The organism is Anaerospora hongkongensis, assembly GCF_004339805.1.
Classification (GTDB): domain Bacteria; phylum Bacillota; class Negativicutes; order Sporomusales; family DSM-15969; genus Anaerospora; species Anaerospora hongkongensis.
This window is the reverse complement of the sequence record NZ_SLUI01000005.1, coordinates 100,403-126,978: the sequence shown is the minus strand read 5'-3', so window position 1 is coordinate 126,978 and position 26,576 is coordinate 100,403. Positions and strand designations below refer to the sequence as shown.

24 protein-coding genes are annotated in these 26,576 nt (G+C 48.1%); 17 read left to right on the top strand and 7 right to left on the bottom strand.

Annotated features, from left to right (window positions below; translation table 11 throughout):
- Positions 1–106: 106 nt before the first annotated feature.
- On the top strand, positions 107–1,948 hold the full coding sequence (locus EV210_RS08695; RefSeq protein WP_165898839.1) for a tetratricopeptide repeat-containing diguanylate cyclase: 1,842 nt from the start codon (positions 107–109) through the stop codon (positions 1,946–1,948).
- Between the two features lie 42 nt (positions 1,949–1,990).
- On the opposite strand, the gene EV210_RS08690 is transcribed toward EV210_RS08695, so the two are convergent.
- On the bottom strand, positions 1,991–3,430 hold the full coding sequence (locus EV210_RS08690) for a PAS domain S-box protein (protein WP_132078620.1): 1,440 nt from the start codon (positions 3,428–3,430) through the stop codon (positions 1,991–1,993).
- 330 nt (positions 3,431–3,760) lie between these two features.
- On the opposite strand from EV210_RS08690, the gene EV210_RS08685 reads away from it, so the two are divergent.
- Positions 3,761–5,686: a putative bifunctional diguanylate cyclase/phosphodiesterase gene (locus tag EV210_RS08685; RefSeq protein ID WP_132078617.1), complete on the top strand. Its 1,926-nt coding sequence runs from the start codon at positions 3,761–3,763 to the stop codon at positions 5,684–5,686.
- 37 nt (positions 5,687–5,723) lie between these two features.
- On the opposite strand, the gene EV210_RS08680 is transcribed toward EV210_RS08685, so the two are convergent.
- The 3 genes from EV210_RS08680 to EV210_RS08670 form a co-directional block, all read right to left on the bottom strand.
- Positions 5,724–6,176, bottom strand: coding sequence for a hypothetical protein (locus EV210_RS08680; protein ID WP_132078614.1), 453 nt, complete (start codon positions 6,174–6,176; stop codon positions 5,724–5,726).
- 128 nt (positions 6,177–6,304) lie between these two features.
- Complete coding sequence (locus tag EV210_RS08675) at positions 6,305–7,042, bottom strand: 3D domain-containing protein (protein ID WP_243650487.1); 738 nt, start codon at positions 7,040–7,042, stop codon at positions 6,305–6,307.
- 132 nt (positions 7,043–7,174) lie between these two features.
- Positions 7,175–8,062 carry a LysR family transcriptional regulator gene (locus EV210_RS08670; protein ID WP_132078611.1) on the bottom strand — a complete coding sequence of 296 codons (888 nt, stop codon included), beginning with the start codon at positions 8,060–8,062 and terminating at the stop codon, positions 7,175–7,177.
- A 137-nt stretch (positions 8,063–8,199) separates the two neighbouring features.
- On the opposite strand from EV210_RS08670, the gene EV210_RS08665 reads away from it, so the two are divergent.
- Complete coding sequence (locus EV210_RS08665) at positions 8,200–9,060, top strand: DMT family transporter (protein ID WP_132078608.1); 861 nt, start codon at positions 8,200–8,202, stop codon at positions 9,058–9,060.
- A 210-nt stretch (positions 9,061–9,270) separates the two neighbouring features.
- Here the strand turns inward: EV210_RS08665 and EV210_RS08660 are convergent, their stop codons facing one another.
- Complete coding sequence (locus EV210_RS08660) at positions 9,271–10,134, bottom strand: LysR family transcriptional regulator (protein WP_132078605.1); 864 nt, start codon at positions 10,132–10,134, stop codon at positions 9,271–9,273.
- Between the two features lie 437 nt (positions 10,135–10,571).
- On the opposite strand from EV210_RS08660, the gene EV210_RS08655 reads away from it, so the two are divergent.
- The 5 genes from EV210_RS08655 to EV210_RS08635 all read left to right on the top strand — a co-directional run bounded on the left by EV210_RS08655 (position 10,572) and on the right by EV210_RS08635 (position 14,869).
- On the top strand, positions 10,572–10,754 hold the full coding sequence (locus tag EV210_RS08655) for a 4Fe-4S binding protein (RefSeq protein WP_132078600.1): 183 nt from the start codon (positions 10,572–10,574) through the stop codon (positions 10,752–10,754).
- A 16-nt stretch (positions 10,755–10,770) separates the two neighbouring features.
- Complete coding sequence (locus EV210_RS08650) at positions 10,771–11,907, top strand: 2-oxoacid:acceptor oxidoreductase subunit alpha (protein WP_132078598.1); 1,137 nt, start codon at positions 10,771–10,773, stop codon at positions 11,905–11,907.
- A 32-nt stretch (positions 11,908–11,939) separates the two neighbouring features.
- A complete protein-coding gene (locus EV210_RS08645) occupies positions 11,940–12,761 on the top strand; it encodes a 2-oxoacid:ferredoxin oxidoreductase subunit beta (RefSeq protein ID WP_132079173.1) in 822 nt (273 codons plus the stop codon).
- 1 nt (position 12,762) lies between these two features.
- Positions 12,763–13,290 carry a 2-oxoacid:acceptor oxidoreductase family protein gene (locus EV210_RS08640; protein WP_132078596.1) on the top strand — a complete coding sequence of 176 codons (528 nt, stop codon included), beginning with the start codon at positions 12,763–12,765 and terminating at the stop codon, positions 13,288–13,290.
- Positions 13,291–13,363: 73 nt separating this feature from the next.
- Positions 13,364–14,869: a 4Fe-4S dicluster domain-containing protein gene (locus EV210_RS08635; RefSeq protein WP_132078594.1), complete on the top strand. Its 1,506-nt coding sequence runs from the start codon at positions 13,364–13,366 to the stop codon at positions 14,867–14,869.
- Between the two features lie 72 nt (positions 14,870–14,941).
- Here EV210_RS08635 and EV210_RS08630 read toward each other — a convergent pair whose 3' ends face one another.
- On the bottom strand, positions 14,942–15,613 hold the full coding sequence (locus EV210_RS08630) for a GNAT family N-acetyltransferase (RefSeq protein WP_132078592.1): 672 nt from the start codon (positions 15,611–15,613) through the stop codon (positions 14,942–14,944).
- 155 nt (positions 15,614–15,768) lie between these two features.
- Between EV210_RS08630 and EV210_RS08625 the strand changes: the two genes are divergently transcribed.
- Positions 15,769–16,227 carry an Lrp/AsnC family transcriptional regulator gene (locus tag EV210_RS08625; RefSeq protein ID WP_243650486.1) on the top strand — a complete coding sequence of 153 codons (459 nt, stop codon included), beginning with the start codon at positions 15,769–15,771 and terminating at the stop codon, positions 16,225–16,227.
- A gap of 3 nt (positions 16,228–16,230) precedes the next feature.
- Positions 16,231–16,842: a LysE family translocator gene (locus tag EV210_RS08620; protein ID WP_132078586.1), complete on the top strand. Its 612-nt coding sequence runs from the start codon at positions 16,231–16,233 to the stop codon at positions 16,840–16,842.
- Here the strand turns inward: EV210_RS08620 and EV210_RS08615 are convergent.
- The gene (locus tag EV210_RS08615) at positions 16,832–18,841 is read right to left on the bottom strand and encodes a Na+/H+ antiporter (RefSeq protein WP_132078583.1); all 2,010 of its coding nucleotides are present in this window, start codon (positions 18,839–18,841) and stop codon (positions 16,832–16,834) included. The two genes, EV210_RS08620 and EV210_RS08615, sit on opposite strands and share 11 nt — an antisense overlap.
- Positions 18,842–18,985: 144 nt before the next feature.
- On the opposite strand from EV210_RS08615, the gene EV210_RS08610 reads away from it, so the two are divergent.
- From EV210_RS08610 to EV210_RS08580, 7 genes are all read left to right on the top strand, one after another.
- Positions 18,986–19,795 (top strand): helix-turn-helix transcriptional regulator, encoded by an 810-nt coding sequence (locus EV210_RS08610; protein ID WP_132078580.1) that lies wholly within the window; start codon positions 18,986–18,988, stop codon positions 19,793–19,795.
- Positions 19,796–19,891: 96 nt separating this feature from the next.
- Positions 19,892–20,302, top strand: coding sequence for a DUF2000 domain-containing protein (locus EV210_RS08605; RefSeq protein WP_132078578.1), 411 nt, complete (start codon positions 19,892–19,894; stop codon positions 20,300–20,302).
- A 166-nt stretch (positions 20,303–20,468) separates the two neighbouring features.
- On the top strand, positions 20,469–21,314 hold the full coding sequence (locus EV210_RS08600) for an SDR family oxidoreductase (protein WP_132078575.1): 846 nt from the start codon (positions 20,469–20,471) through the stop codon (positions 21,312–21,314).
- Between the two features lie 11 nt (positions 21,315–21,325).
- Positions 21,326–22,042, top strand: coding sequence for a GntR family transcriptional regulator (locus EV210_RS08595; RefSeq protein WP_132078572.1), 717 nt, complete (start codon positions 21,326–21,328; stop codon positions 22,040–22,042).
- Positions 22,043–22,200: 158 nt separating this feature from the next.
- Positions 22,201–23,370 (top strand): ABC transporter substrate-binding protein, encoded by a 1,170-nt coding sequence (locus EV210_RS08590; RefSeq protein ID WP_132078569.1) that lies wholly within the window; start codon positions 22,201–22,203, stop codon positions 23,368–23,370.
- A 164-nt stretch (positions 23,371–23,534) separates the two neighbouring features.
- The gene (locus tag EV210_RS08585) at positions 23,535–25,277 is read left to right on the top strand and encodes a sigma 54-interacting transcriptional regulator (RefSeq protein ID WP_243650485.1); all 1,743 of its coding nucleotides are present in this window, start codon (positions 23,535–23,537) and stop codon (positions 25,275–25,277) included.
- Between the two features lie 173 nt (positions 25,278–25,450).
- A complete protein-coding gene (locus tag EV210_RS08580) occupies positions 25,451–26,509 on the top strand; it encodes a Glu/Leu/Phe/Val family dehydrogenase (RefSeq protein WP_132078566.1) in 1,059 nt (352 codons plus the stop codon).
- Positions 26,510–26,576: the final 67 nt, after the last annotated feature.

Below are 26,576 nucleotides of genomic sequence, written 5' to 3'. Positions count from 1 at the left end.
TTCCGTATGGTGATACTAGGCTCTGCAAGAGGAGTGGGTCTTTAGCTGTCGAATGTATGTACTTGTTTTGAAGGCAACTAAAAAGAGAGGCAAGAAGATAGTTGTTATGAAAGTATTACGTTGGGCGACGGCAAACAAAGTGCTGATTTTTGTCCTGCTGCTGCTGGCAGGAGTGTCTCTTACTGTTGCAGGGGCTTCAGCCGGGTCTGAAGTTCATCATCGGTTAGCCGAGGTTGCGAAAGAGGCGGCCGAAAATATTTATACCCGGCCCGAGAAAGCAATTGAACTTAGCAATGAGGCACAGCGTCTGGCCAAAGACCTGGATAATCAAGAAGCTTTACTGTCAGCGCTGCTTACTGCCGGTCTGGCGCATATGCGTCTCGGGAATGCGCTTGAGTCACGCGAGTACCTGGAGCAAAGCCGGGAGATTGCCCGGCGCATTGGCAGCTTTAAGGGAGAAGGCGATGCGGAGAATCATCTGGGAACGATCTATTTTGAACAAAGTCAGTTTGACCGGGCGCTGCAGCATTATGTAAAAGCACTAGAGCTTCGCAAAGCGATTGATGATAAAGTCGGGATGTCTAAAACCATTAATAATATGGGCCGGGTACATCATAAGCTGGGCAATTATGATAAAGCGATAGCGCTATTTCGGGAAGCACTGCTGGTAAAGCCTGAAAATGACCAAAGCGGGCGGGTAAATACCTTAAATAATCTTGGTCTTGTTTACCGTTCCCAAGGCGATATCCCGGCAGCAATGGCTGTTTTTCAGGAGGCCTTGCAGCTGGCTGAAAGCATATCGTCCGTGCAGGGAATTGCCTATTCCATGCTGTCTCTGGGAGACACGTACAAGATGACCGGACAACTGGCAATTGCCGAGCGTTATACACAGGATGCCCTGGCTCATTATGAATCCATCCAGTATACTCACGGAGTAGCGTACACCTTATTTCGTGCCGGGGTAATTTATGCCGAGATGGGGGATGCAGCTAAAGCGCTGGATTATTATGAGCGTTCGGAGCGTTCAGCAGAGCAAATAAAGCAAAAAGGCTTGCTGCGCGACATTGCCTGGGAAAAGGCCAGGCTGTTCGAAGCTGCAGTGGATTTGCCACAGGCACTGTTGTACTTACATAAATATATCTCCCTCCAGGAAGCAATTCTCAATTCCGATCTGCACCAAAAAATACTGATTTTGCAAAATCAGCATGAGCTGGAAGCAAAAGCCAAGGAAATAGAGTTGCTGCAAAAAGGCGTGACCCTAAAGGATGCCCAGCTGAAAAATCAATGGCTGTTACTGGCTGCAGTGGCTACTTTCTTAGCTGCCAGTATGGTGGTTGCCCTATTTCTGTACCGGCAGAATAAATGGCGAAAGAACAAGGAGCAAGAACTGCTGGCAGTTACCGTTAGTTTGGAAGAAGCTAACCAACGCCTCAGTCAATTGGCAGATACAGACTTTCTGACCCGGTTAGCCAACAGGCGACGCTTCAATAAGGATTTTGTGGCCGCGTGCCGTCAGGTGGCACAAGGGCAGGGAGACTTGGCAGTTATTTTAGTGGATGTTGATTTTTTTAAGGAGTATAACGACCACCACGGCCATTTGCAAGGGGATGAATGCCTGGTGCGGGTGGCGGCGGTTTTACAGGATACATTTCCTTCCGAAGAGTGTCTCGTGGCCCGGTACGGTGGTGAAGAGTTTATCGTACTGGTTAAGGGAGACTGCAGCCAGGCGCAGCAATATGCCGAGATGGCCAGACGGCAGATTGAGGACATAAACCTGCCGCATATGCGCTCGGCTTTTGGACGGGTAACTTGCAGTTTCGGCTTCGCCTGTTTTGACCATCGTGGTATGCCCCAAGAGCTGATATCCCGGGCAGATAAAGCTCTTTATGAGGCCAAGCGTTCAGGCCGCAACAAAGTAGTTTGGTTTGGCTTTGGCAGCACAGCGTAAGACAACGGCAAGGTTCAGCATGTCTGAACCTTGCCGTTGTTTTTATGGAATAGTAAACCGGACGGTGAAGCGTGTTCGATTTTCCTGGGACTCGATACTTAAATTGGCATGATGCCTTTCGGCAATGCTGTAGCACATGGCCAGACCTAAACCGGTTCCGGTATCTTTGGTCGTGAAAAACGGGGTACCAAGTGAATGTAAAATTTCCGGCGGGATGACGGGCCCGGTATTTTCGATGGTCAATGCTACCTGACGCTGTTCTTCCCGGGTAATGATGGTAATCGTATCTCCTTTATCGGTCGCTTCAATTGCATTTTGCAACAGATTCAGCAAGAGCTGCGTGATCTCGTGCTGATCGATCAAAAGGCTGGAAGTGTGCCCTAGTTCAATCTTAATGATCCGGTCTTTTTCTAAAGCGTTCGCTTCAATCAAGGGGAAGACGTTTTCAATAATCTGATTCAGATTTTTTCGTTCCAGGTGGACGCGCTTATCTTTTGCTAAGCTGAGAAATTCGGTAATGATGGAATTAGCGCGGTCAATTTCTTCGATCATCAAATTTAACTGACCTGCGAGATAGTTGTTTTCGGGGCGGCGCTGCAACATCTGCAAGTAACCTCGCACGGTTGTCATTGGATTGCGAACTTCGTGAGCAATGCCAGCCGCCATTTGCCCAACCAGGTGCAGCTTTTCCGCTCGCTCGGCCATGGCCTGGATTTTTTTCCTGTCGGTAATATCACGGACGATCGCGACTAAAGCATGGATTTTTCCGTAACAATTTGTCATCGGTGACATCGAAATGCTGACATCGAGACGCGTACCGTCTTTGCGGATTTTCGTTGTCTGAAAGTCTTTCAGGCTTTCTCCGGCAGCGACCTTCTTCACCATATATTCGGCATGGTGCATGGTGTCAGGCGGCGTAACAGGCAGCCGTCGGTTGAGTACTTCGGCCAGCGGCCAGCCGAAGATTTCTTCAAAGCCTTTATTTGCTTGGATTAGGGTTCCTTCTAAGTCGAAAATTGCAATGGCATCCGTCGCGTTTTCAAAGATTGCTCTCAGCTGCTCAATGGCGAGTCCATAGTTTTCCTGCACCTTATAGTGGCTCGTCATATCAAGAATCGCTAGTATCGTTAGTGTATACCCTGCTTTATCTTCAAATTTTGTTGATGACAGGATGGCCGGAAATTTCGAGCCGTCACTACGCAGGAGCGTAAGTTCTATCGTAGCGCTATTACTTCTTTCCAGATGGTTCAAGGCTAGTTCTATCCGGGGATCGGCAGGATCAATAAGGCCCCGCCGTCCGGCTTTGATAATTTCTTGCTTGGTAAGGCCGAACATAGCACAGGCAGCTGGGTTTGCTGTAAGGATTGTACCGTGTCCTGCGGACACTAAGAGCGCTTCAGGCCGGTGTTGAAAAAGTACACAGTTTAGAGTAAGCAATAAATTTCCATCCTCAATTATTTTGCAATGATTGTTTTGAGACAAAATTATTCCACCTTCTAAACTAAATTTTAGTTATATTCGGAATACATTGCTTGCTCTCCTGCTAAAAAAATTCCTGATATTTACAGGGATTTATTCTTCAACCCATTGTTTCCTGAATTTCAGTATTCGTAGTGGTGTTTATTTATAAAAACCTGAAGAAATAAAGCGTAACCTTTGTTTGACCGTTACAGTGGTGTTGAGTATGGATTTGTGGCTATGCCGTGATAGGGAAAACCAGCAGGATAATGTAAAATATTGCAGAACAATGTAAACCTCAGCAGCCTTTCACTAAGGCGGCATATGGCAGCATAATTCTTGGGGGATAGCGTTATGAATTCAAGCAAACTTGCTCTTACAATCCTATTTACTGCCATGTTTGCGCTTACCTTTTATATTCGGAGTTTTGTTGCGGATGAGCTGTCTAATATAGAGTATAGCGTAAAAACGGTTCAAGAAGAAAATGTTAAGCGGTTAAGTAAGGTCGTGGAAGTGCAGGGCGAGGTCAATAAAGTTCCCTGGCTGGTTTCGCGGCTGCTCGTCGCTGAGGGCGCAGAGAAACGTCAGTATGTCGAAAAGCAGGTTATTGCTCAAATAAATGACATCGAACACAAGTATATGAATGATTGCAGTGAGCGTGATGATGAGCAAGCACTGCATACGTATGTAGAGAAGAATTGGCAGGGATATAAGACCTTGGTTCTACAAGTGATGCATGCCTTTGAAAATGATAACATTGCTGAGGCGCGGGACCGGATGGAAGACAGTCTGCTTCATTTGGAGCGCGTCAATGACGGACTCAAAATGATTGTAGTCCTTCATGAGCGGGATGTGGCAGACAAGACAGGAGGTATTGTCCGTACGATTGTACTGGCGCAGCAGAATATGCTGATGCTGGTGATTGTTGCCTTACTGACATTTATCTTTATCAGCGTCATTGCTTTCCGGAAAATCACATCTACGGAAAGGCAATTGAGAAAACAAGCGTATCATGATGATCTTACCGGCCTGCCTAACCGGTTTTCTTTTCAACAAACCATGCGGGAAGAATTGCGGCGGGCGGATCGAACTGACGGCGGCGCCGTCCTCTTCCTGGATATGGATAATTTTAAAATTATTAATGACCACTATGGGCATGATGCCGGTGATCAGTTTTTAGTGATGATTGCGAATAAAATCAGCTCGTTATGTAACGCAAATGTTTTTGGAGCCCGTTTTGGCGGCGATGAATTCGCGCTTTGTATGCGCAAGGCAGATGTTGCGCAGGTTAAGGAACTGCTAAAGAAATTGCAGCTGATTATTACCGAGCCTGTACAGGTAAATGGAGCAGCGATTTTGCCAACTCCCAGTATCGGGGTGGCCTTTTTCCCGCAGCATGGGGATACGGTAGTAGAACTTTTAAAAAATGCCGATATCGCCATGTATCAGGCTAAGAGTAAGAAAAATTCCTATGTTATATACGAACCTAAGCTGTTGAGCGATATTACGGCCCGGCAGATTATGGAGCAGAACCTCAAACAGGCGGTGGATCGGAATGAGTTTTCCCTGGTGTATCAGCCGCTCATTTGCGTTACTTCTAATCAGCTTATTGGACTGGAAGCGCTGCTGCGCTGGAAATCAGAGCAGCTTGGCGACGTCCCGCCAGCAGAGTTTATTCCTCTGGCAGAGGCAGCAGGTACGATTATACCGATTGGCTGCTGGGTGCTGAATCATGCTGCGGCCATGATCAAAACGCTGGCACAGCTTGGCGTTCGTGATGTCTTTATCTCGGTCAATGTTTCCGTGCTTCAGCTGATGCAAGAGAATTTTATTGAAATTGTGGAAGAAGTGGTACAAACCCAGGGAATTTCATTGGACAGCCTTAAAATTGAGATAACCGAAACAGTACTGGTCGAGTCCTTCCCCCAGATTAAGACGAAGATTAAGCTAATGCGGGAAATGGGAATCAAAATCTGTCTGGATGATTTTGGTACAGGTTACAGTTCAATTAATTATTTAACAAGACTGCCGCTGGATATTCTCAAGCTGGATAAATCGCTGATCCGTGACTTAAACCGCAATGAACGCTCCCAGGTGGTGTTTAAGAACTTAATTCACATGGCTCATGATATTGGCATCCAGGTAGTTGCCGAAGGAGTGGAGAGCCAGCAACAGATGGAACTGATCCGGGAACTGGGCTGTGACTATGCGCAAGGGTACTATATCGGGAGGCCGGATAGCGCGGCGGCTATTATTCAGCACTATATAACAAGGCCGTAAGCATTCGCTTACGGCCTTACAGGAAACGAGGTTTTTTTTAACCTCCTTCGACTTCTGTTGCGGTAAAGGTAATCGGTCCGATAACCGTGGCTGCACTGCCGCTGTTGAGCAGTTCAGCGGTCAGATAGTATGTGTAAAATCTGGAGGACCCGAAGCGGGTATCAACATGACTAAAACTGGTGACTTTCCTGCTGTCAAAGCCGGCTTCCCCACTGTCAAGGGCACTGAATACCAGGTTCGATAAGGGAACGCCCCGCCAAATCTTAAACAGTACATCAACTCTTTCCAAACCAGTACCATCGGCCACTGCCAGCCAGCCAACAGTAGCATTTAATGCTACGGCGCAATTGCAGTCGCAGCCGGACCGGAGAGTCAGCGTTGCTAATGTTGTAGGGGTAGGCGTTAATGTTAAGGGAATGGAAACGCTGCCAGACGTATTGTTTGGCAGTACGGAGAAACTAAAGTTAATAAACTCATCGTTTTGACTCATCGTAAAATCACCTCAATTTGTAGTTATATAACATAATATGAGCTCCACATGGAGAGTGTGTCAGTCAGCGGAAAATACAGAATAACCCCGGCCTATTTATTCGATAGGGCCGGGGTTATTCTTGTATTCTATTTGGGCGGCAATACGTAAACGGTCAAATGACGCCTTCCCCAATCAAAAGCTTCCGCCCGTGTGTCCATGGCAAGGTCAATGTGATTACCAATAATTGCGCCGCCAATATCATCGGCGAGAGCTTCACCATAACCGGGAATATATAGTCTGGTTCCCAGAGGAATGACGTCCGGATCAACGGCGCACAGTCCCCGCCGGAGATAGGTGCCGCGATATGTATAGTCGGTACAGTCCGGATCGTAGCGGGTATAGCCGGTAGCCACCATTGGCAGGGTATAAAGATACGCCGGAATTTCGCCATTCTGTTTTGGCAGAGGGGACGGTTTGCGGGGGGCAGGAACGCTCTGCTTGCGGGTACCCTTAAAGCTCTTTAGAGTATTCAACGTTTTCGGGCCGACAATACCATCGTCAGCTAGCCCTGCTTCCCGCTGGAACAGCTTGACAGCCTGCAGTGTCTGATAACCAAATATTCCGTCGGCAGCTCCGGTCAGGTATTTAGCGGTAATCAGGTATTGCTGCACAGCGGCTACCTGGCTGCTGCGCATGCCAAATTTAATTACGGCGCTAGCTGGGTTGCCGGCAGGGATTGAGGGGGTGGCAGGCGGCGAATTTTTGGTGCTTCCTTTAAAAAGACCATTCAACATGTTCACTAAAAAGAATCCGGCATGAGCGGGAACAGGCTGAAAAATGGCTAGATAAGAGACAAGCAGCAGGGAGGCGACTATTTTTTTCATGCTGGCGTAATTTCCTTTGCGCATAAATTTCTGAGGCTATATTTATGTTATCGGAAAATTAGGCAAGCAAATTAATGGCAAAAAGAGCAAAACATGGCTGTTTTGCTCAGGTAATTTATGGCAGGGATACAGTTAAGTCTGGTTGCGGTAAATATAGCGCACAAACTGGTTGATGATCGAAACAGCAGGCTCTTTGGCCGAATCGTAATTTTTATGCATCACCTGATAGCAGACTCTTGGCGGCGGTGAATCTGATAAGCGCTGGACAATAAAGGTGTCGGGATGAGCCAGCGCATTGGCAATTGATTTAGGGACAATGGCCCACTGCTCAACATTCCACATAACAGAAAAAATCAGAGCGGCCGAATCCAGCTGCATACTGGCTGGCGTTAAAGCGTTCCACCACCGGTCGTGCCAAAGCTGATAGGCCGGGCCCCAAGCGAAGTACAGTTGCTGGCGGCAGTCTAATTCCAGGGGGGAGACGGTATCGGTGGCAGCTCTGTTTTCGGACTTGAGCCGGACTAGTACCATTTCATCCACATAGAAGGGGTTAACAATCAGGCCTGCAGCTGGTCTTTCCGCTTTTACAAAGGCCATATCAATTTCCCGCGCTTCCATACTCTCGTAAGATTCCAGGGTGTGCTGCGTGCGTATTTTCAGGCGAATCGCAGGGCATTGCCTGCTAAGCATCCTGTATAGCGGCGGCAGCACATAGACGCTCAGGCTGTCGGCAGCACCAATTGTTAGACAGGTTTGCTGCCCACGGCATTGCAGGATTTCCATTTCCCGCTTTAACAGGCTCCAGCGTTCGGCTAAAACAGCAAAGCTTTCACCGAAAGGCGTCAGGTGAATGGCCTGGATTCCCTTGTGGCGCTCGATCAGGGTTGCACCCATCTCGCGTTCCAGCATCTGGAGACGATAGCTGACTGTTGACTGCGACAGGTGCAGCAGTTCAGCTGCTTTTGTCAGGCTGCGGGTTTGCACAATTGCAAGGAAAGCCTCCATGCCCAGTATATCCACTTGTGGTCACCTCTTAAATATCGAATTCTTCGCTATTGTATTACGATTTTTTGCGTTTTACTTCGCTTACAGCTATAGCTTAAAATTAGCATGAACAAACTGCTTTGCCAACACATGCAGGGAAAGGATGAAGAAAAATGACAGGGTTTGCTCTTCTGCTGGTCATCATTGCGGCTTTTTGTCATGCAGCGTGGAACCTTCTGGCTAAAAAGGCCTGCGGCGGTACCGCGTTTATCTGGATTTTTGCCAGCTTGTCGGCAATTATCTATTTTCCCCTGGCGGTGTGGATCCTGCTGGACAATGCCACCGTCTTCAGTCCGGTCCATATTGCCTTAATCGCAGGCAGTGCCGCATTGCATTCAGTGTATTTTATTCTGCTTGATAAAGGGTATCGCTTTGGAGATCTTTCGGTTATTTATCCGCTGGCCCGAGGAACCGGGCCGCTGCTATCCGTGTTGACGGCGGTTTTCTTTTTACAGGAGCAGCCGTCACTGCTGGCCCTGGGCGGGGCTGTTTTTATCGGCATCGGTATCCTGGTGATTACAGGCAATCCGTTTCAGAATCATGAAAAAGCTGCGCGTAAGTCGATTGTCTATGCCTTGTTCTGCGGGGCGGCAATTGCCGGTTATACGGTAGTTGATAAAATTGCCGTTAGTACGTACTTGCTGCCACCGTTGGTAATGGATTGGTGTACGAATTTGGGAAGGGTGCTGCTGTTGACACCATACTCCCTGAAAAATTGGGATAAGGTGAAAGAACAGTGGGCCGCCCATAAAAAAGAGGCCCTCGGTGTGGCTATTCTATCTCCTATGGCATATATCCTGGTCTTAACTGCAATGGTATTTAGTCCGGTCAGCTATATAGCGCCTGCCAGGGAGGTCAGCATCTTAATTGGGGCGATTCTGGGGGCCCGGCTGTTGTCTGAGGGGAATGTTAAGCTTAGACTGACCGGTGCGGCAACGATGATGATGGGCTTGATTGCCTTAGCGCTGGGATAATGGTTAAGAGCATTGAATCGCTTCTGGTTTTCTCTCGAACCTCAGCTAATACGGAGAGGGAGGAATGGATATGGAGATGCTGTTCTTTTTCTTAGTTGCCATCTTTTTGTCAAAGACAAATGAAGAATAAGTGAAAAGAGGGTGTCGCACATGCTTATTGCCAAGCAAATGCGTCACCCTCTTATTTGCTGTATGGGAATGGTAAAAACACTATTTGAAGAATTCAATGAAATGGGAGCCTGCGGCAGAGAGGGGATGTTTTTTGGACCAAAGGACAGCAGTCGTTGTTTTTAGATAGGGACCTTTCAGTTTATAGAAGGTCAATGAGGAAGCAGGCAGAATATCAACGGCAGATTCCGGCACAATGGCGACACCTAAGCCTAAATTAGCCCATAACAATAATAAAGTAATATCATCGCTGGTACACAGCAGGGTAGGATCAAGGCCTTGCTGGCGGCAGTGCTCGACGATGGTCGGCGCGGCATGGCGATGATGGGCCAGCAGGGGCTTTTCAGCCAGCTGGCTGATCTCTAACGGCTCCGTACAGTCGGAGAGCATGCCGGGGAGTGCACCGACTACCATATCCTCTTCGGGAAGTAAGATATAATCATACTGCTCATAATCAACCGGGGTACGGACAATGCCGATCTCGATGATGCCCACATTGAGCAGTTCAAGAATTTTCAGCGTTTCTCCCTGGCGAACGTGAAAGGTTACTTTCGGATAACGCTGATGGAATTTTTGAATGTGACCGGGTAATATGGAACCGGCTGTGGAGGGGATAGTTCCGATCATCAGGCGGCCGCTGATGCCTGCGGTTGATTCCTGCAGGTCGTTGAGGGTTACCTTTTTGAGCTCCATCATTTGTTCGGCCCGGTTGCGAAGAATATTACCTGCTTCTGTTAACCGGATATGCTTTTTCCCGCGTTCAAAGAGCTGGACGCCGAGCTCTTTCTCCAGAAGAATTAATTGCTGACTGAGCGGCGGCTGAGTGACATGCAGGCGCTGGGCCGCTTTCGTGATTTGCCCTTCTTCCGCGACAGCCAGAAAATATTTTAACTGACGAAAATCCATAGCAACCTCTTTCTATCCATTCGAAAAAAATATACAAAGCAATCAAAAATGATATTTTTCTTATGCTTTATTACCTGATATAATTCTAATGAACACAGAAGCGGGTGTCAAATGCTGTTTTGCCGTCTCAGCCTGTTAATTATCAGTTATTTTCGAATTTTTAATTATTTAGCTAGGTGCGATGGGCTTACGTACTATAGATAATTAGGGTTTATTCGAAAAAAATATATGTACCAATCGAAATAGATATTTTTAATATGGTAGTTTATTTGGTATAATTTTATCGGAAATAAAAAAAGGACTGAAATAGTTGGACCCTAAGGTTCATTCGTTTTTGAATATTCAGTCTTTTGTTGCTGTTGGAAATGAGTCCTGTTAGGTTACCGGGTGGCGATTCCGGCCCTCGGTTTGATTATAGGAAAGAGAGGTGATTTCAAATGAGTTTAAAAGTTCACGTGAATCGCTGTAAAGGGTGTGGCATCTGTGTGGAATTCTGCCCGAAAAAGGTGTTAACGGTAAATCAATTGGAAAAAGTCGAGATTGTGAATGAGAAAGATTGCATCAAATGCCGCCAGTGTGAGATGCGCTGTCCCGATTTTGCCATCTTCGTACAAAAATAGTAAAGGAGCGAATTCGATGTCTTACAAAACAAAACTCATGCAAGGCAACCAAGCGGTAGCCGAAGGTGCCATTGCAGCCGGTGTTACCTTCTTTGGCGGCTATCCGATTACTCCTTCTACCGAAGTGGCGGAATCTCTGGCCAGAGCACTGCCTGCCGTTGGTGGAAAATTTATTCAAATGGAAGACGAAATTGCCGGCATCGGTGTTATTATCGGTGCCGCATTAACAGGAAAAAAAGTAATGACTGCCACCAGCGGTCCTGGCTTCTCTTTGAAGCAGGAGCTTCTCGGTTATGCCTGTATTGCCGAGATTCCGATGGTAATCGTTAACGTACAGCGTGTGGGTCCTTCCACCGGCCAGCCTACGGCACCGGCGCAGGGCGATGTAATGCAAGCCCGCTGGGGAACTCATGGCGATCACCCGGTCATTGCCCTTACTCCCGGCAGTGTACCGGAATGTTTTGACCTCACCATCAAGGCATATGAGCTGTCCGAAAAATATCGTATGCCGGTAATTCTACTGCTGGATGAAATTATTGGTCATATGCGTGAGCGGATTGATCTTCCGGCCTCGTATGACCAGATTGTCAAGCCCCAGCGTAAGCTGCCTGCCGTACCGCCTGAAGAATTCCGTGCCTACAAGCCGGATGCAGACCTGGTACCGCCAATGGCTCCGTTTGGCAGCGGCTATCGCTGGCATGTAACCGGCCTGGTGCATGATGAATACGGTTTCCCTGATGGCAGCCCGGCTGCTACCCAGGCCTGCCTGGACCGGCTCCATGCCAAAATTAACAACAATCTCGACGAGATTGTCCTCTATGAAGAATATCTGCTCGAAGATGCGGAAGTTGCCGTGCTCGCTTACGGTGGTGCTGCCCGTACTGCTTATGCTGCTGTAGATGCAGCAAGAGAAAAAGGCATTAAAGCCGGTCTGTTCAGACCGATAACCATGTGGCCTTTCCCTGAAAAACAGGTGAAAGCCCTGGCGGACAAAGTTAAGCACCTTATTGTTGCTGAAATGAACTTCGGTCAATATGTGATTGAAGTGGAACGCGCTGTAGCCGGCAAGGTACCGGTAACCCTTCACGCAAAATACAATAGTGAGGCAATTACGCCGAACGAACTGTTGGCTACAATTGAAAAATGCAAATAAACAACAGTAAGGAGGAAGCTTAGTATATGGAAATGGAACAAATCATTGATAAATACTTTCGTGCCGGCCGGCTGCCTCATATCTGGTGTCCGGGCTGCGGCAACGGCATTGTAACCGGTGCTATTGTTAAAGCAATCGACAAACTAGCGCTGGATAAGGACGGCGTAGCCGTCGTATCGGGCATTGGCTGCTCAAGCCGTGCTTCGGGCTATCTGGATTTTAATACGGTGCATTCGGCCCATGGCCGTGCCCTGCCGGTTGCGACCGGTATTAAGCTGTCAGAACCACGGCTTAAAGTGATTGTGGTCACCGGTGACGGGGATGCCACCGCTATCGGCGGCAATCACTTCATCCATGCTGCACGCCGCAATATCGACCTGACGGTGGTTCTCTACAATAACAATATTTACGGAATGACCGGCGGTCAATATTCCCCGCTGACCCCGACCGACTCGAAAGCAACTACGGCTCCTTTTGGAACTGTTGACCGTTCTTTTGACGTAACCGAGCTTGCCAAGGGTGCGGGTGCCACATTTGTTGCCAGAGCAACCACGTATCATACTCCGACCTTAGTTGATGTCATTACCCAGGGCATTCAGCATGAAGGCTTTAGTATTATTGAAGCAATTACGGCCTGTCCGATTTCGTTTGGCCGTCAAAATAAAATGGGCGCTGCTCCGAATATGATGAAATGGCAGAAAGATAACGGCGTTATGCTGGCCGCTTATGAAAAAATGACGGATGAGCAAAAGGCAGGAAAATTCCCAATCGGAGTTTTGTATAAGACAACTGCTCCCGAATACACGGCTGAATATGACAAAGTCATTGCCCGTGCACAGAAAGGAGGCAAATAGGATGCAACAGCTGCGATTATCAGGCACAGGCGGACAGGGTTTGATACTGGCCGGTATTATTCTTGCGGAGGCGGCACTGCTGGACGGCAAGAATGCAATTCAGTCCCAATCGTATGGTCCGGAAGCCCGGGGCGGTTCCAGTAAATCGGAAGTGCTGATTTCGGATAAAGTAATCCGCTATCCGAAGATTACCGTACCGAATGTTGTATTGGCGATGAGTCAGGAAGCCTGTAAGAAATACACTGTAGACCTTCCGGAAGAAGGAATACTTATCACCGACAGCTTGTTCGTGGAAAAACTGCCGGAGAAAAAATACAGTAAAGTTTATGAGCTTCCGATTACCCACACGGCGCAGGAGGAACTGGGAAAATCCCTGTTTGCCAATATCATTGCGCTTGGTGCGATAGCGAAAATTACCGGTGTTGTCACAATTGAATCTCTGACAAAAGCGGTATTATCCAAAGTTCCCAAAGGAACGGAAGCGATTAATGAAAAAGCCTTGCAATTAGGTATGGATATGGTGAAATAGCAGGCATATATAAGTGAGCGGCATGAACCGCCTTCGGGTCGGTGCATGCCGCATTTATTTAGAGGAGGAAGGCATGGCCCAAGTAACGGAAGTTGTTAAATTACGCAGAAGTGTATTATCTGAAATTGCCAGACTTGCCTATGCGGGGGAGCTTCAGGAACATATTCAGGAAATTCCGCATACAGTCGTTACGGAAGAAGGACCACGTTACCGGTGTTGCGTTCATAAGGAGCGGGCCGTACTCAACGAACGAATTAACAGTGCCCTCAGTCAGCCGATTTGTGCCGATATAGCAGCCAACGTCGAACAGGCACTGGCCGGAAGCATAACGGATACACCGGTAATCAGCGTGCTGCCCGAAGCCTGTGATCGCTGTCCGATTGATAAATTTCTGGTCACAGATGCCTGTCGTAACTGTATTGCTCATCACTGTATTGCCGCTTGTCCGAAAAAAGCCATTATGGTGGTGCAAAACCAAGCCTATATTGATAAAACAAAATGTGTCGAGTGCGGACTGTGTAAAAAGTCCTGCCCTTATGGCGCGATTATTGAAATCAGCCGACCCTGTGAACGGGCCTGTGAACTGAAAGCAATTACTGCCGGTGCCGACCGGCGGGCCGTTATTGATTATGATAAATGCGTTCAGTGCGGCGCCTGTAAAGTCAGCTGCCCCTTTGGCGCGATCAGTGACCGTTCGCAGATCGTGCAAATCATTCAGCAAATTAGACATAACAAGCCTGTTTATGCTGTAGTTGCACCAGCCGTAGTAGGTCAATACGGCCTTAAGATCAGGCCGGGACAAATATTTTCCGCTATCAGGCAGCTGGGTTTTCAGCAGGTCAGGGAAGTTGCACTGGGTGCGGATATTGTTACACTGGAAGAAACAAAGGAGTTTGTCAGCCGCCGTGAAGCTGGCGAGTTGTTTATGACTACGTCGTGCTGCCCGGCTTTTGTTGGTATGGTGGACAAGCATATGCCTGAGCTGAAGAGTCACGTTTCTACCACTGTATCTCCGATGGTTGCAGTTGCAAAAGTGATAAAGACGGAAGATCCGGAAGCCATCGTAGTGTTTATTGGTCCCTGTATTGCTAAGAAAGCGGAGGCACTTAACTACCCCGGCACAATCGATTATGTTCTTACCTTTGATGAGCTGGGCGCCATGTTTACCGGCAAAGATATTGATTTGGCAGCAATGGCCGATGATTATAGCGGTGAATCTTCCCGGGACAGTTATCAGTTCGCCCGCACGGGAGGCGTGCTTGCAGCCGTGCTCAATACGGCCAAAGAGCTGGCACCGGCTATGGAAGTAGCCGCCCATCGCTCTGAAGGCCTTGCTGCTTGTGTCACCGAGCTTAAGCAAATCAAAAGCGGAAAAATTGCGGCCAACTTAATGGAAGGTATGGCCTGTATGGGTGGTTGTGTAGGCGGACCGGGCACGATTGGCGATGTCCGGGTGACTTCCAGGCTTGTCGAACAGTTTGCCGGAGGGCTGGAAGTGAAAGTCTCTGTTAATAATCCCGTTGCAATGGCTAAGCTCAATCAGGGCGGACATTGGCATGTTGGCCAGAAAGTGGAATAGATGCAAAGAGAGGCTGCCAGAGTCTTTAGACTCTGGCAGCCTCTCTTTATTGGGGAAAAGTGCTATTTTAGACTAAGTCAATTTGCCGGGCAGGTTTACGTACATGGGAACGCAGGTTTTATGCACAGGTGCATACAAGAGCTTCATATCCTTTTCCAGCTTGCGAAAATCGAGCATTTCATAAAATTCCACGGCATCAGCTACTGCAAATAGCGTAACAAGCTGTACACCTGCTATTTTTCTTATTTTTAGAATCTCCTGAAGAATATGCTTAATAATTGCCTGGCCAATACCGCGAAACCGGTACCGGTCGTCAACACATAATACGGCAATTTCAACACACGGACACAGGCAGAATATTTTATCCCCTCTTTTTTTTACGGTAGAGCATTTCGTTGCGCAATAGGCGACTAACGTATTGTCCTGCTTGTCGAAAAACAAGGTTGTAACCGTGTTGCCCGCCTCTTCGTACGCAAATGCATCGGTCTTTAAGAACTGCAGCAGCTGGAGGTTGGTTGATTGAAAGCCTGCAATTTGAGGGTCATATTTATGGGATAAGGGCCTGGATACCAGGAGGATCGATCTGTCCAGTGCGTCAATCCGGATAGGGGAAGATAATGTCATTGAACTGTCCGGTACAGGATACTGTGCCTTGACCTGAAACTGTGGATAGTCCGGCAAGCCGCCGGGAATAGCTGTCATTTCACAGATATCCTGGCTAGAAAGCAATGTGCCCCTGGTCATTCTTTTCACCGCCACTTAAGTCTTATATGCTATAGCATATGCGGTTTGTAACGGGGTGGATCGGAAAAGTTGCAATTACTCCATAAAAATACTTTACTTATCTTGCATTTGAATGTAATATATAGTAAAAACATTGCAAATGAAGGTATTTTATTATGAATAGTAATGATTTGAAAATAATTGAACAACTCATGCGACATGCGCGAACTACTTGGGCTGAGTTGGGGGCATTATTGGGATTGTCGGCGCCGGCGGCAGCCGACCGGGTTCGCAAGCTGGAAGAAACGGGAGTAATCAAAGGCTATGCTGCTTTAATTAATCCTGACGAAATAGGCTGCGGCCTGGCAGCAATGATTGCGGTAACGTTAGAAAGGCCTGAAGTGAGAAGTGATTTCTTGCGGTTGGTGATGAACTTGGCTGAAGTACTGGAATGCCATCACATTGCCGGGGAGCAGGACTATATGATCAAGGTGCGCTGCTCCGGGACCCGGGATCTGGAACGCCTGATCAGTGAAGAAATTAAAGCACTGCCAGGCATCAAGACCAGAACAACCGTCATTTTATCTACGGTAAAAGAGACCCCCGTACTGCCGGTGAAGTGGGAGGGTAAGTAGACTATGGAGATGGTGATGTTTGGGAAAGGAGTATTATTAGGGTTATCCATCGCAGCTCCTGTAGGCCCTATCGGTCTTTTATGCATTCGCCGGACGCTGGCGAATGGCATGCTCAGTGGGTTTATGTCAGGCCTGGGGGCCGCAACAGCCGATGCGGTCTATGGCTGCATTGCAGCCTTTGGTATAACGGTCGTATCCGGCTTTCTGGTGGAACAGCAATTGGTGCTGCGTTTATTCGGTGGAGCTTTTTTGCTGTACTTAGGATTTACTACCTATCAGGCAATTCCGTCGGCAGCTGCAGGGGCAGCAGGAAACAAGGGGCTTGCCGGTGCCTATGGATCAGTGTTTATTTTAACGATGACGAATCCAATGACGATTTTGTCTTTTGCCGCCATTTTTGCCGGATTAGGTGTGGGCACAACCGGCGGGGATCATATCCTGGGGACTTTCTTAGTTATGGGAGTCTTTACAGGCTCTCTGCTGTGGTGGCTGTTCTTGAGCAGCACGGTAAATTTCCTCCGTTCAGCGTTTGATCAGCGACGGATGATCGGGATCAACCGCTTGTCAGGAGCTTGTATTGCCGGTTTTGGGATATGGAGCCTGCTTAACTGTTAAGCTCCGCTTCCAGAATGGTTGCCTCGAAGTAATTAATCGATCTGCGCAGATTATTGGCAATATCGCGATTGATCTCTCCGGTTTCAAAAAGAGTCTGCACCTCGTTCCGTTCTATTTGAATGGCTTTTAGCTGCAGCTCTTTTTTTTGCTTATTTAAGAGGTCCTTGCCGTGTGGATACTGGGCCTGCAGGCTGAAGCGCTCGATGGATTTATAGTAGCTGTCGATCAGTGCAAGCGAGGCCGGTCTGTTTTGTTCATTGCTATGATTGCGAATGGCAGCAATCGCTGCTTTGGCAGTCCGCAGTCTGGCAAAACGCATTTCCTGAATTTCCGTTTTTCTATCTTTTTTCTTATGGATTAATCTTGCCAGGAGATGCTTTACAAAAGTGCGCAAGAAAAAGAAGCCAAAATTTGTTTTTGTCGATAAGGCTGCTTCTACTTCGGTAAAATGCTTTTGAAGATGATAGGCCGTGTCCTGGGAAAGCTGCCCTGTCTCCAGCAGATGCTCTACTTCGGCCTTTTCGGCGTGCAGACCAATGAGCCTGAGGCCTGTTTCCTGCCCGCGGGGTTTTAAGGCAGCGGGTTCTTGCTGCAAGGTTTGATGCAGGAGTTTTTCGTAGCGCGAAAGGATGGAAAGAGTGGCCGTTTTATTCTCGTAACTCATTTCTTCTTTTAAGGTGCTGATGACAGTGCCGATAATCTTTCTTCGTGCTTGAAATTCTATTGAAGACTGGTCAGCGGAATGCGTGCTCTCATGCTTTGCTGCAAGCAGCGGCAGGAGAATGCTTGCGGCGATGAGCGTAAACAAAATAACACCCGCCGCAAGAAAGATAATCAAAGAGCGTTCAGGAAAGGGACCGCCGTCCTGCAATACAAAGGGGATGGAAAATGCACCGGCCAGTGTAAGCGTACCCCGCACACCGGCAATAGTAATCAAGATTACCGAATGCATATGCGGCAGGGTGGTGCTGTTTTCTTCCGCTATCCATTTTTCTTTTAAGAGTACGAAATTCCAGAGGAAGCGAAGGAACAGCAGGCAAAGGGAAATGATAGCAATATAAAGCATAACCTGGGTATTGCTGACTGCGGCGTCACGGAATATGACGGAGGTCACAGCAGGAATCTGTAGTCCCAAAATTAAAAAGACAATGCCATTCAAAATGAATAGAACGACTGACCAGGTGCTTGCTGAAACCACCTGTAATTTAGCCATTGCCGACTCGGAGTGATCCCGCTCTATGGCATGCGTAATGCCGCCTGCCACAACAGCTAAAATTCCTGATACACCAATTTCCTCAGCGCACATATACACAATAAAGGGTGTTAAAAGCAGGATGAGCATGTGCATGGTCACGTCTTCCATGCCGGAGCGGCGGATAAACATACGCAGCCTTATCAGTACATAAGAAAGGATAACTCCGCTGGCCAGTCCGCCGAGCGCGATGACAGTAAAGCTGCTGGCTGCCTGCAGTAAGGAAAAAACACCGGTTACGGTGGCCGCTACGGCAAATTTAAAGGCGACTAAACCGGAAGCATCATTCATTAGTGCTTCGCCTTCCAGCAAATGCATCAGGCTTTTGGGCAAGGAGCTCCGTCCTGCCAAGGCGCTGACGGCAACCGCATCTGTAGGCGACAGGATTGCCGCTAAAGCAAAAGCAGCCGATAAAGGGATTGCAGGGATCATCCAATGAATGATATAGCCCATAATAAATACGGTAACAAATACTAAGCCTAAAGCCAGTAAAATAATCGGCAGCCGTAAATTCCATAATTGTTCCCGCGGCATGCGCTTCCCGTCATTGAATAAAAGGGGAGCGATAAACAGCACAAAAAAAAGTTCAGGATTTAGCGGCAGATGGATACCGGCAGGCCAATAGGCAATGCCAATTCCCAGGCCAATTTGGATCAAGGGAACGGGAACGAAGGGGATAAAGCGGTTTAAGATAATAGACAGGCCGATTAATACCAGGAGAACCAGGACATTTAAAAATAACTCCAAAGCCGCTCGACCTCCTTTTGCAGCAATCGTTGCTGAATATGATGTAGTATTTACCGTTTTGCCAAGGAGAATAACAGGGCTGCGTACGCAGCGTGTCTGGCAGTAAGCCGTCGATATGATACAATATCAGTGAGAGGTGGTAATATGCCGGCAGCAGAAAATAGTAAGGTCAGTTTTTATCGCGATCCCTATCTGCCGTTTTTTGAGCTGAAGCAATGCAGTACAGGAGAGCTTTCTTATCGGAAACACGCTCATGAGGAATATTCCGTAGGAATTGTTGAACAGGGGCAAAGCTTTTTTTGGTGCAGAGGACAAACTACGATCCTGGCTCCTCAAACAGTGGTTTTCCTGCCGCCTGATTCGATCCATTCCTGCAACCCCTTTCAGCCGGATCAGTGGGCATATACCATGCTGTTTGTCGATGCCAAATGGGTGCAAGGCTTTATCAGCAGCCATAAATACTGTTTCTGGAACCGGCCTATTATTAAAGCGGCTGCCGGTCATGAGGCTGTTTATGCGTCAAATATGCTGCTGCAAGCTTTTCAGTCGGAGGCAAGTCCGCTGGAAAAGGAGGCTGTGATTGCTGCTTTCTTTGAGCAGACTCTGGCAGGAGGGATAGTGCTCGATTATATCGATAGCAACGAAGCCCAGCCTAAGTTAAAGGTAATTCGGGATTATGTACAGCATTGTTTTTTAGAGAAAATTACGCTGGAACAGTTGGAAGCCGTATCCGGTTTAAATAAATTTCATATCATTCGGCTATTTAAACAGTTTTATCAGATACCCCCTCATACCTATCAAACCTTGCTGCGGGTAAATTATGCTAAAAAGGAATTGCTCAAGCACCGGCCGCTGGCTGAAGTTGCGCTTGACGCCGGTTTTTACGATCAAAGTCATTTCACAAAGGTTTTTAAAGCGTATACAGGCGTGACCCCTGATCACTATCAAAGCTAAAAAAGAAGTTGCTGATACCTCCGAGGGTATCAGCAATTTTTTACAATACAGGCCAAACGGATCTTGCTATGATAGGCCAAAAGGTGGTGTACAACTATGAAAATTGTTATGGTTATTGACCGGGAACTGCCCATGGGGCTGATCGCCAATACTGCGGCAGTCTTAGGGATCAGTTTGGGAAAACTATTTCCGGAGGAGATTGTGGGCCGTGACATCCAGGACGCGGATGGCAATGTACATGTGGGGATTACCACAAAAACGATTCCCCTGCTTGCAGGCACCAAGGATCAAATAAAAGGGATTCGCGAGGCAATTGGGGCAGGCGGTGATCCGGCGGTGACTGTCATTGATTTTTCTGAAATTGCTCAGAAATGCCGGGATTATGAAAGTTATGTGGATATTCTTACCTGCTATACAGCTTCCCGGCTTGCTTATCTGGGAATATGCCTGTACGGCCCGGAGAAGAAAATAAATAAACTGACCGGCAGCCTGGGGCTGCTGCGGTAACCCAAGTTTTTGAAATAGTACGCTAGGAATTTGTTTTGGAAGGATTTGCTCATAAAGGCGGGGAAAACTGTGTTTAGTTAAGGTGGCTGCAATTGGTTCTTGCATACTAATATGGTACTATGTAAAGATAGACATTTAAGCGAATAATGATGTGGAGGCAAGAATCATGAGTGAAAATCTGCGTGGCAAAGTAGCAGTAGTGACGGGCGGCGGCGGTATTTTATGCGGAGCCATGGCACGTGAGCTTGGACGGTTAGGGGTTAAAGTGGCAGTGCTGAACCGGAGTGAAGATAAGGCACTGAAAGTAGCTGAGGATATTACTCGGGCCGGCGGGACCGCAATTGGTATTGCTTGTAATGTACTGGATCAGCAGAGTGTACTGGCAGCGCAAACTGTGGTTACGGAAAAGTTAGGACCTTGTGATATTCTGATTAATGGAGCCGGCGGCAATGATCCCCGCGGTGTAACCGCTAAGGAAACGCTGCAGCTGGAAGATCTTACGTGTAAGGAAAACGGCGTACGGACCTTCTTTGATATGGAAGTAGCTGGTTTTGATTATGTATTTCAATTGAATTTTATGGGTACTTTTATTCCCAGTCAGATTTTTGCCAAACAGATGGCGGGCAGGGAAGGTACGACAATTATCAATATATCCTCGATGAGCGCTCCTTGTCCGATGACGAAGGTACCCGCTTACAGTGCCGCTAAGGCGGCAATTAACAACTTTACCCAATGGATGGCCGTACATATGGCAGAGGTTGGCATTCGTGTCAATGCGATTGCTCCGGGCTTCTTTTTAACCGAGCAGAACCGGGCACTGCTTACCAACCCGGATGGTTCTTATACGGCCCGGGCGGAAAAGATTGTCACTCATACCCCGATGCGTCGTTTCGGACAACCTGAAGACCTGCTGGGAACGCTGGTATGGCTGGCCGATGATCAGGTATCCGGCTTTGTAACGGGGATTGTTGTACCGGTAGACGGTGGATTTATGGCGTACTCGGGAGTGTAAGAGGTAAAAGCATGAGCGTTTTAACAGTACCCCGGCTGCTGCAGGAGTCAAGCCGTGAGTATGTATACCGATTTTTAAAAATTAACATCATGAATTTTTCTTTTCCACCGGGGAGTGCTTTGTCGGAAAAAGATATTGCCGCTATGCTTGATGTCAGCCGGACGCCGGTGCGGGAAGCGTTTATTCAGCTTTCCCAGGAAGATCTGCTGGAAATTGTGCCGCAAAAAGGAACCTATGTCTCGCATATTGATTTGGAAGGAGTAGAAGAATCCAAGTTTCTGCGCGAGAAGCTGGAGGTTGCGATTGTGGAACTGGCCTGCAAGGAGTTTCCCGGAGATAAGCTGTTTGAATTGCAATCCTATATCGCTTTACAGGAATTGTGTTTAGATGAAAAAAACTATGCCAAGTTCTACTCGCTTGATGACGATATACACCGGACAATTTTTGAGGGCTGTAAAAAAGCCCGTATCTGGGCGATGATGCAGCAGCTGCATGCCCACTATAACCGGGTTCGCCTGCTGAATATCGCCAGTGGACATGATATTGCTATTGTTCTGGAACAGCATAAAAACCTGGTAAAGGCAATCCGGGAGCAGGATGTGGAGTTAGGGCGTAAAACCATTCAGCTGCATCTGAATAAGGTTCGTCTGGATATTAAGGATCTCATTCACGACTACGGTGACTATTTCCGGCAGTCGGGAGATGTGCTGACGAAGTGGACGTTTTAAATTAAAAAGCAACTAAAAGTCTGTCGCTGTCCATGAGCGGCAGACTTTTGCTATAAAGAAAAGGACTTGCCATAACAGTTGTTTTGCAATAAAATAAGTCCCAATAAGTAAAAGATTCAAGCACTGCTATAATAAGTTTTTACTAAGGAGATGGTCACATGATGAAGCGATTTGCCAAGACCGGATATTTACTGGCTTTGCTGATCGGTATAGCTGGTCTGGTGGCAGGCTGCTCAGACGGCGCAGGAAAGGGAGATATTAAAATCGGAATGGTATACGAGTTGACCGGCAGTACGGCCTCGTATGGCACCTCGGCAGCCAATGGAGCCAAGCTGGCATTTAAAGAAGTGAATGCCGCAGGCGGCGTATTAGGAAAGCAGCTGCAAATTATTACGGCTGACAACAAAGGCGAGCCTTCTGAGTCGGCTAATGCTATGACCAAAGTGATTACGCAGGACCGGGTAGTTGCTGTTACCGGCTTTACGGTCAGTTCCTGTGGTATCGCCGGCTCGGTGGTTGCCGAAGACAATAAGATTCCTTTCGTGGCAGCCGCTACCGTTAATCCGAAGGTAACGATGGACGAGCGGACCGGCAAAGTAAAAAATTATACTTTCCGGGCTTGCTTTATCGATTCCTTCCAGGGCACGGTGGCAGCAAATTTTGCGTTTACCAGTTTGAAAGCGAAAAATGCAGCGATTCTGATTGATAACTCCAGTGACTATAGCAAGGGATTGTCGGCAGTGTTTAAGGAAGTTTTCACCGCCAAAGGGGGACAAATTGCAGCTGAGCAAGCTTACCTGCAAAAGGATCAGGATTTTAAATCCACTCTTACGGCGATAAAAGCCCAAAATCCTGAACTGATCTACATTCCCGGCTATTATGAAGATGTAGGTAAAATCATCAAGCAGGCCCGCGAACTGGGAATTACCGTCCCCATTTTGGGGGGAGATGCCTGGGATTCCCCTAAATTAGCCGAGCTTGGCGGTGCCCAGGCACTGAATAATACATTTTTTACAAACTTCTATTCTGTAGAGGATAAAAATCCGGTTTCCAATGCCTTTATTGAAGCCTATAAAAAAGAATATGGCCAATTGCCTGATTCGATGGCTGCTATGGGGTATGATGCTGCTAATCTGCTCGTTGATGCCATCAAGCGGGCCAACAGTACTGATTCAGCCAAAATCCGCGAGGCTCTGGCTGCTACGAAAAACTTTAAGAGTGTGAGCGGCGATATGGCCTTAAATGAAAATCATGATGCCGTTAGAGGTGTAGTGATTATGGAAATGAAAGACGGCAAGCAGGTTTATAGAGAAACGATTAAACAGTAGAGCGGAAAACTTCAGGTGCCTGCTAAAACCCGGACTCAAAAAGGTCCGGGTTTTTTTATTTATGTCCATTACCAGGAGAGGAATTTCACTGTAAAATGCAGAATGTGGTGTGTAGAATGGAATTTTCTGGATGGTATCCGAGTGCAGATTGAGGTGAAAGGCGTATGACAAAGGTGCGCAGACTGATGACAACAAACGATTGGAGTATCAGTAGCCGGCAGATGCAGGATATTCTCAATTCGACTCATGACGCCGTCGTAGCAGTGAATGAACAGGGGATCATTATTCTTTTTAATACAGCGGCGGAGCAGCTGCTGGGCATAGCGGCGCATGAGGCCTATGGTGAATATGCGCAGCATAAAATTCCCGGTTCGCGCCTGCATTGTGTGCTGGAAACCGGCCTGCCCGAACTAAATCAACGGCAGGAAACCGGCAATGCCTGTATTCTTACCAGCCGTATGCCCGTCAGGGATGTGACTAACCGGGTTGTCGGCGCTGTTGCGGTATTCCGGGATATGACAGAAATCCGCTATCTGGCGGAAGAAATCACTTGTATAAAAGAAATGAAGAAGCTGCTGGAAGCCATTATTAATACCTCGCAGGATGTTATTTCCGTCGTAGATGACCAAGGCAAGATTATCCTGGTGAATCCCGCCTATACGCGGCTGATCGGCATGCGTCAGGAAGAGGTTCTGGGTAAGCCCCCCACGGTGGATATCCGGCAGGGAGAAAGTGCCCATTTGAGTGCTATGCAGTCAATGGAGGCGGTGTGGGGTATCCCGCTGAAGGTAGGCCCTGCGGGCCGGGATGTTATCGCAAGTGCCGCACCGCTGATTGTTGACGGCAGACTGCGGGGCAGCGTAGCTGTGGTTCATGAGATTGCGGAAGGGCGGGATCTTTCTAATCAACGGCAGGCGCGCTACACCTTTGAGGATATTGTGGCTCAGGCCCCGGCCATGAAAGCGGCAGTTGAAATTGCCCGCAAGGCTGCCGGTACTCCGGCCACAGTACTGCTTACAGGCGAAAGCGGGACGGGAAAAGAGTTGTTTGCTCACGCGATTCATAGTGCAAGCCAGCGTAAATCCCGCCAGTTCATCCGCATCAACTGCGCAGCTATTCCGGAAACGCTGCTGGAGAGTGAATTGTTTGGCTATGAGCCGGGATCGTTCAGCGGAGCTCTTAAGAACGGTAAGAAAGGGCTTTTTGAGGAAGCTGACGGCGGTACGCTGTTTCTTGACGAAATTGGCGAGATTATGCCGTCCATTCAGGTAAAGTTATTGCGGGTACTGCAGGAGCGGGAATTTATCCGGGTGGGCGGAGTGCGGGCGCAGCCGCTGGATGTCCGCATTATTGCCGCTACCAATAAAAATCTGGAAGAAGCCGTGGAGAAAGGGGATTTTCGCAAAGACCTGTATTACCGGATTAATGTTTTCCCCATCAGCATTCCAGCGCTCAGGCACCGTTCAGGTGACCTGCCGCTGCTGATTCGGCATCTGCTGACCAGAATGAACCGTGAATACGGCCGCAGCGTGCAGTCAGTTGCAGCGGAGGCGGCGGCTATACTGGCCGGATATGGCTGGCCGGGTAATGTACGGGAACTGGAAAACGTCCTTGGCCGTACGCTGATTAACATGCGCTTTAACGACTACACCATTATGGCGCAGCATTTGCCGCCGCTAAAATCGTCTGCCTGCTGCGGGGAGGAAAGTCTGCCTGCAGCAGGAGAGCACCTGCCTTGCCGTACATTAGAGCAAGTGGTTGAGGAGGCCGAACGGCGCGCTATTGCCGCTGAACTGGCAGAACAGGGAGGCAATAGGGCCGAGGCCGCCCGCAAGCTGGGTATTTCGCTGCGTACCTTGTATTATAAGCTGGAGAAATACGGTATTACCGGCAGCAGTGCAGTCTAAAGGCGCTGCTGCAAAAAGAATCACTGCAGGTTTTTGCAAAAAATGCAAAAACCTGCAGTGATTCTTTTTAGGTTGTGAAGAAGCACCCTGATTAATGGTACTTTTTGGGTTTGGCATATTTCTTGCGATGAAGATAAAGCGGAGTTGAGTTCTATTTTTAGGAGGGGATTGGTATGGAAATTTTTCAAAGGATGGAGCAGCATGGGTATGAGCAATTGGTTTTCTGTCATGATCCGGCATCAGGTCTGAAAGCAATTATTTGTATTCATGATACTACACTTGGCCCGGCACTGGGCGGCACCCGTATGTGGAACTATGAATGTGAAGCTGACGCAATTAACGATGTCGTGCGTCTGGCCCGGGGGATGAGTTATAAAAATGCTGCAGCCGGCCTGAATATCGGCGGCGGAAAAGCAGTCATTATCGGCAACTCCAAAACCGACAAAAGTGAGGCTTTGTTCCGGGCCTTTGGCCGCTTTGTGCAAAGTCTGAACGGACGGTATATTACGGCAGAAGATGTGGGAACTGCTGTCGAGGATATGGAATATATCCGCCTGGAAACTTCTCACGTAGCCGGCCGCGGCATCGCAGATCCTTCGCCTGTTACGGCTTATGGAACCTGGAAAGGCATAAAAGCTTGTGCCGCTGAAGCCTGGGGCAGCGACTCTCTGCGCGGTAAGATTATTGCCGTCCAAGGTCTGGGGCATGTGGGATATACTTTGTGCAAACACCTTCATGAGGAAGGCGCTAACCTTATCGTAACCGATATCTGCGAAGAAAATGTCCGCCGCGTTGTTAGTGAATTCGGTGCGGAAGCGGTCGGTGCTAACGAAATATACGGTGTTCACTGTGATATTTTTGCACCCTGTGCGCTGGGCGCGATTATTAATGATGAAACGCTGCCGTTGCTCAAATGCCGGGTTATCGCCGGTGCTGCGAATAATCAGCTGAAAGAAACCCGTCATGGTGATATCCTTCAGACAAGAGGAATTTTGTATGCGCCTGACTTTATTATTAATGCCGGCGGCGTTATTAACGTAGCTGACGAATTGCAGGAAGGCGGTTATAACCGTGAACGGGCCTTGAAAAAAGTAAGCGGTATCTATCATACAATTGAAAAGGTTATCGCTATTGCCAAGAGAGAAAACATTCCAACCTATAAAGCAGCTGATTTACTTGCCGAAGAGCGGATTGCGCTTATTGGCAAAGTAAAGAAAACAATGCTGCCATAAGGACTGGAACCCTCTCCCGCTTATGCTTTGACATAGGCGGGAGAAGCTTACCAGCTGTGCAAATATC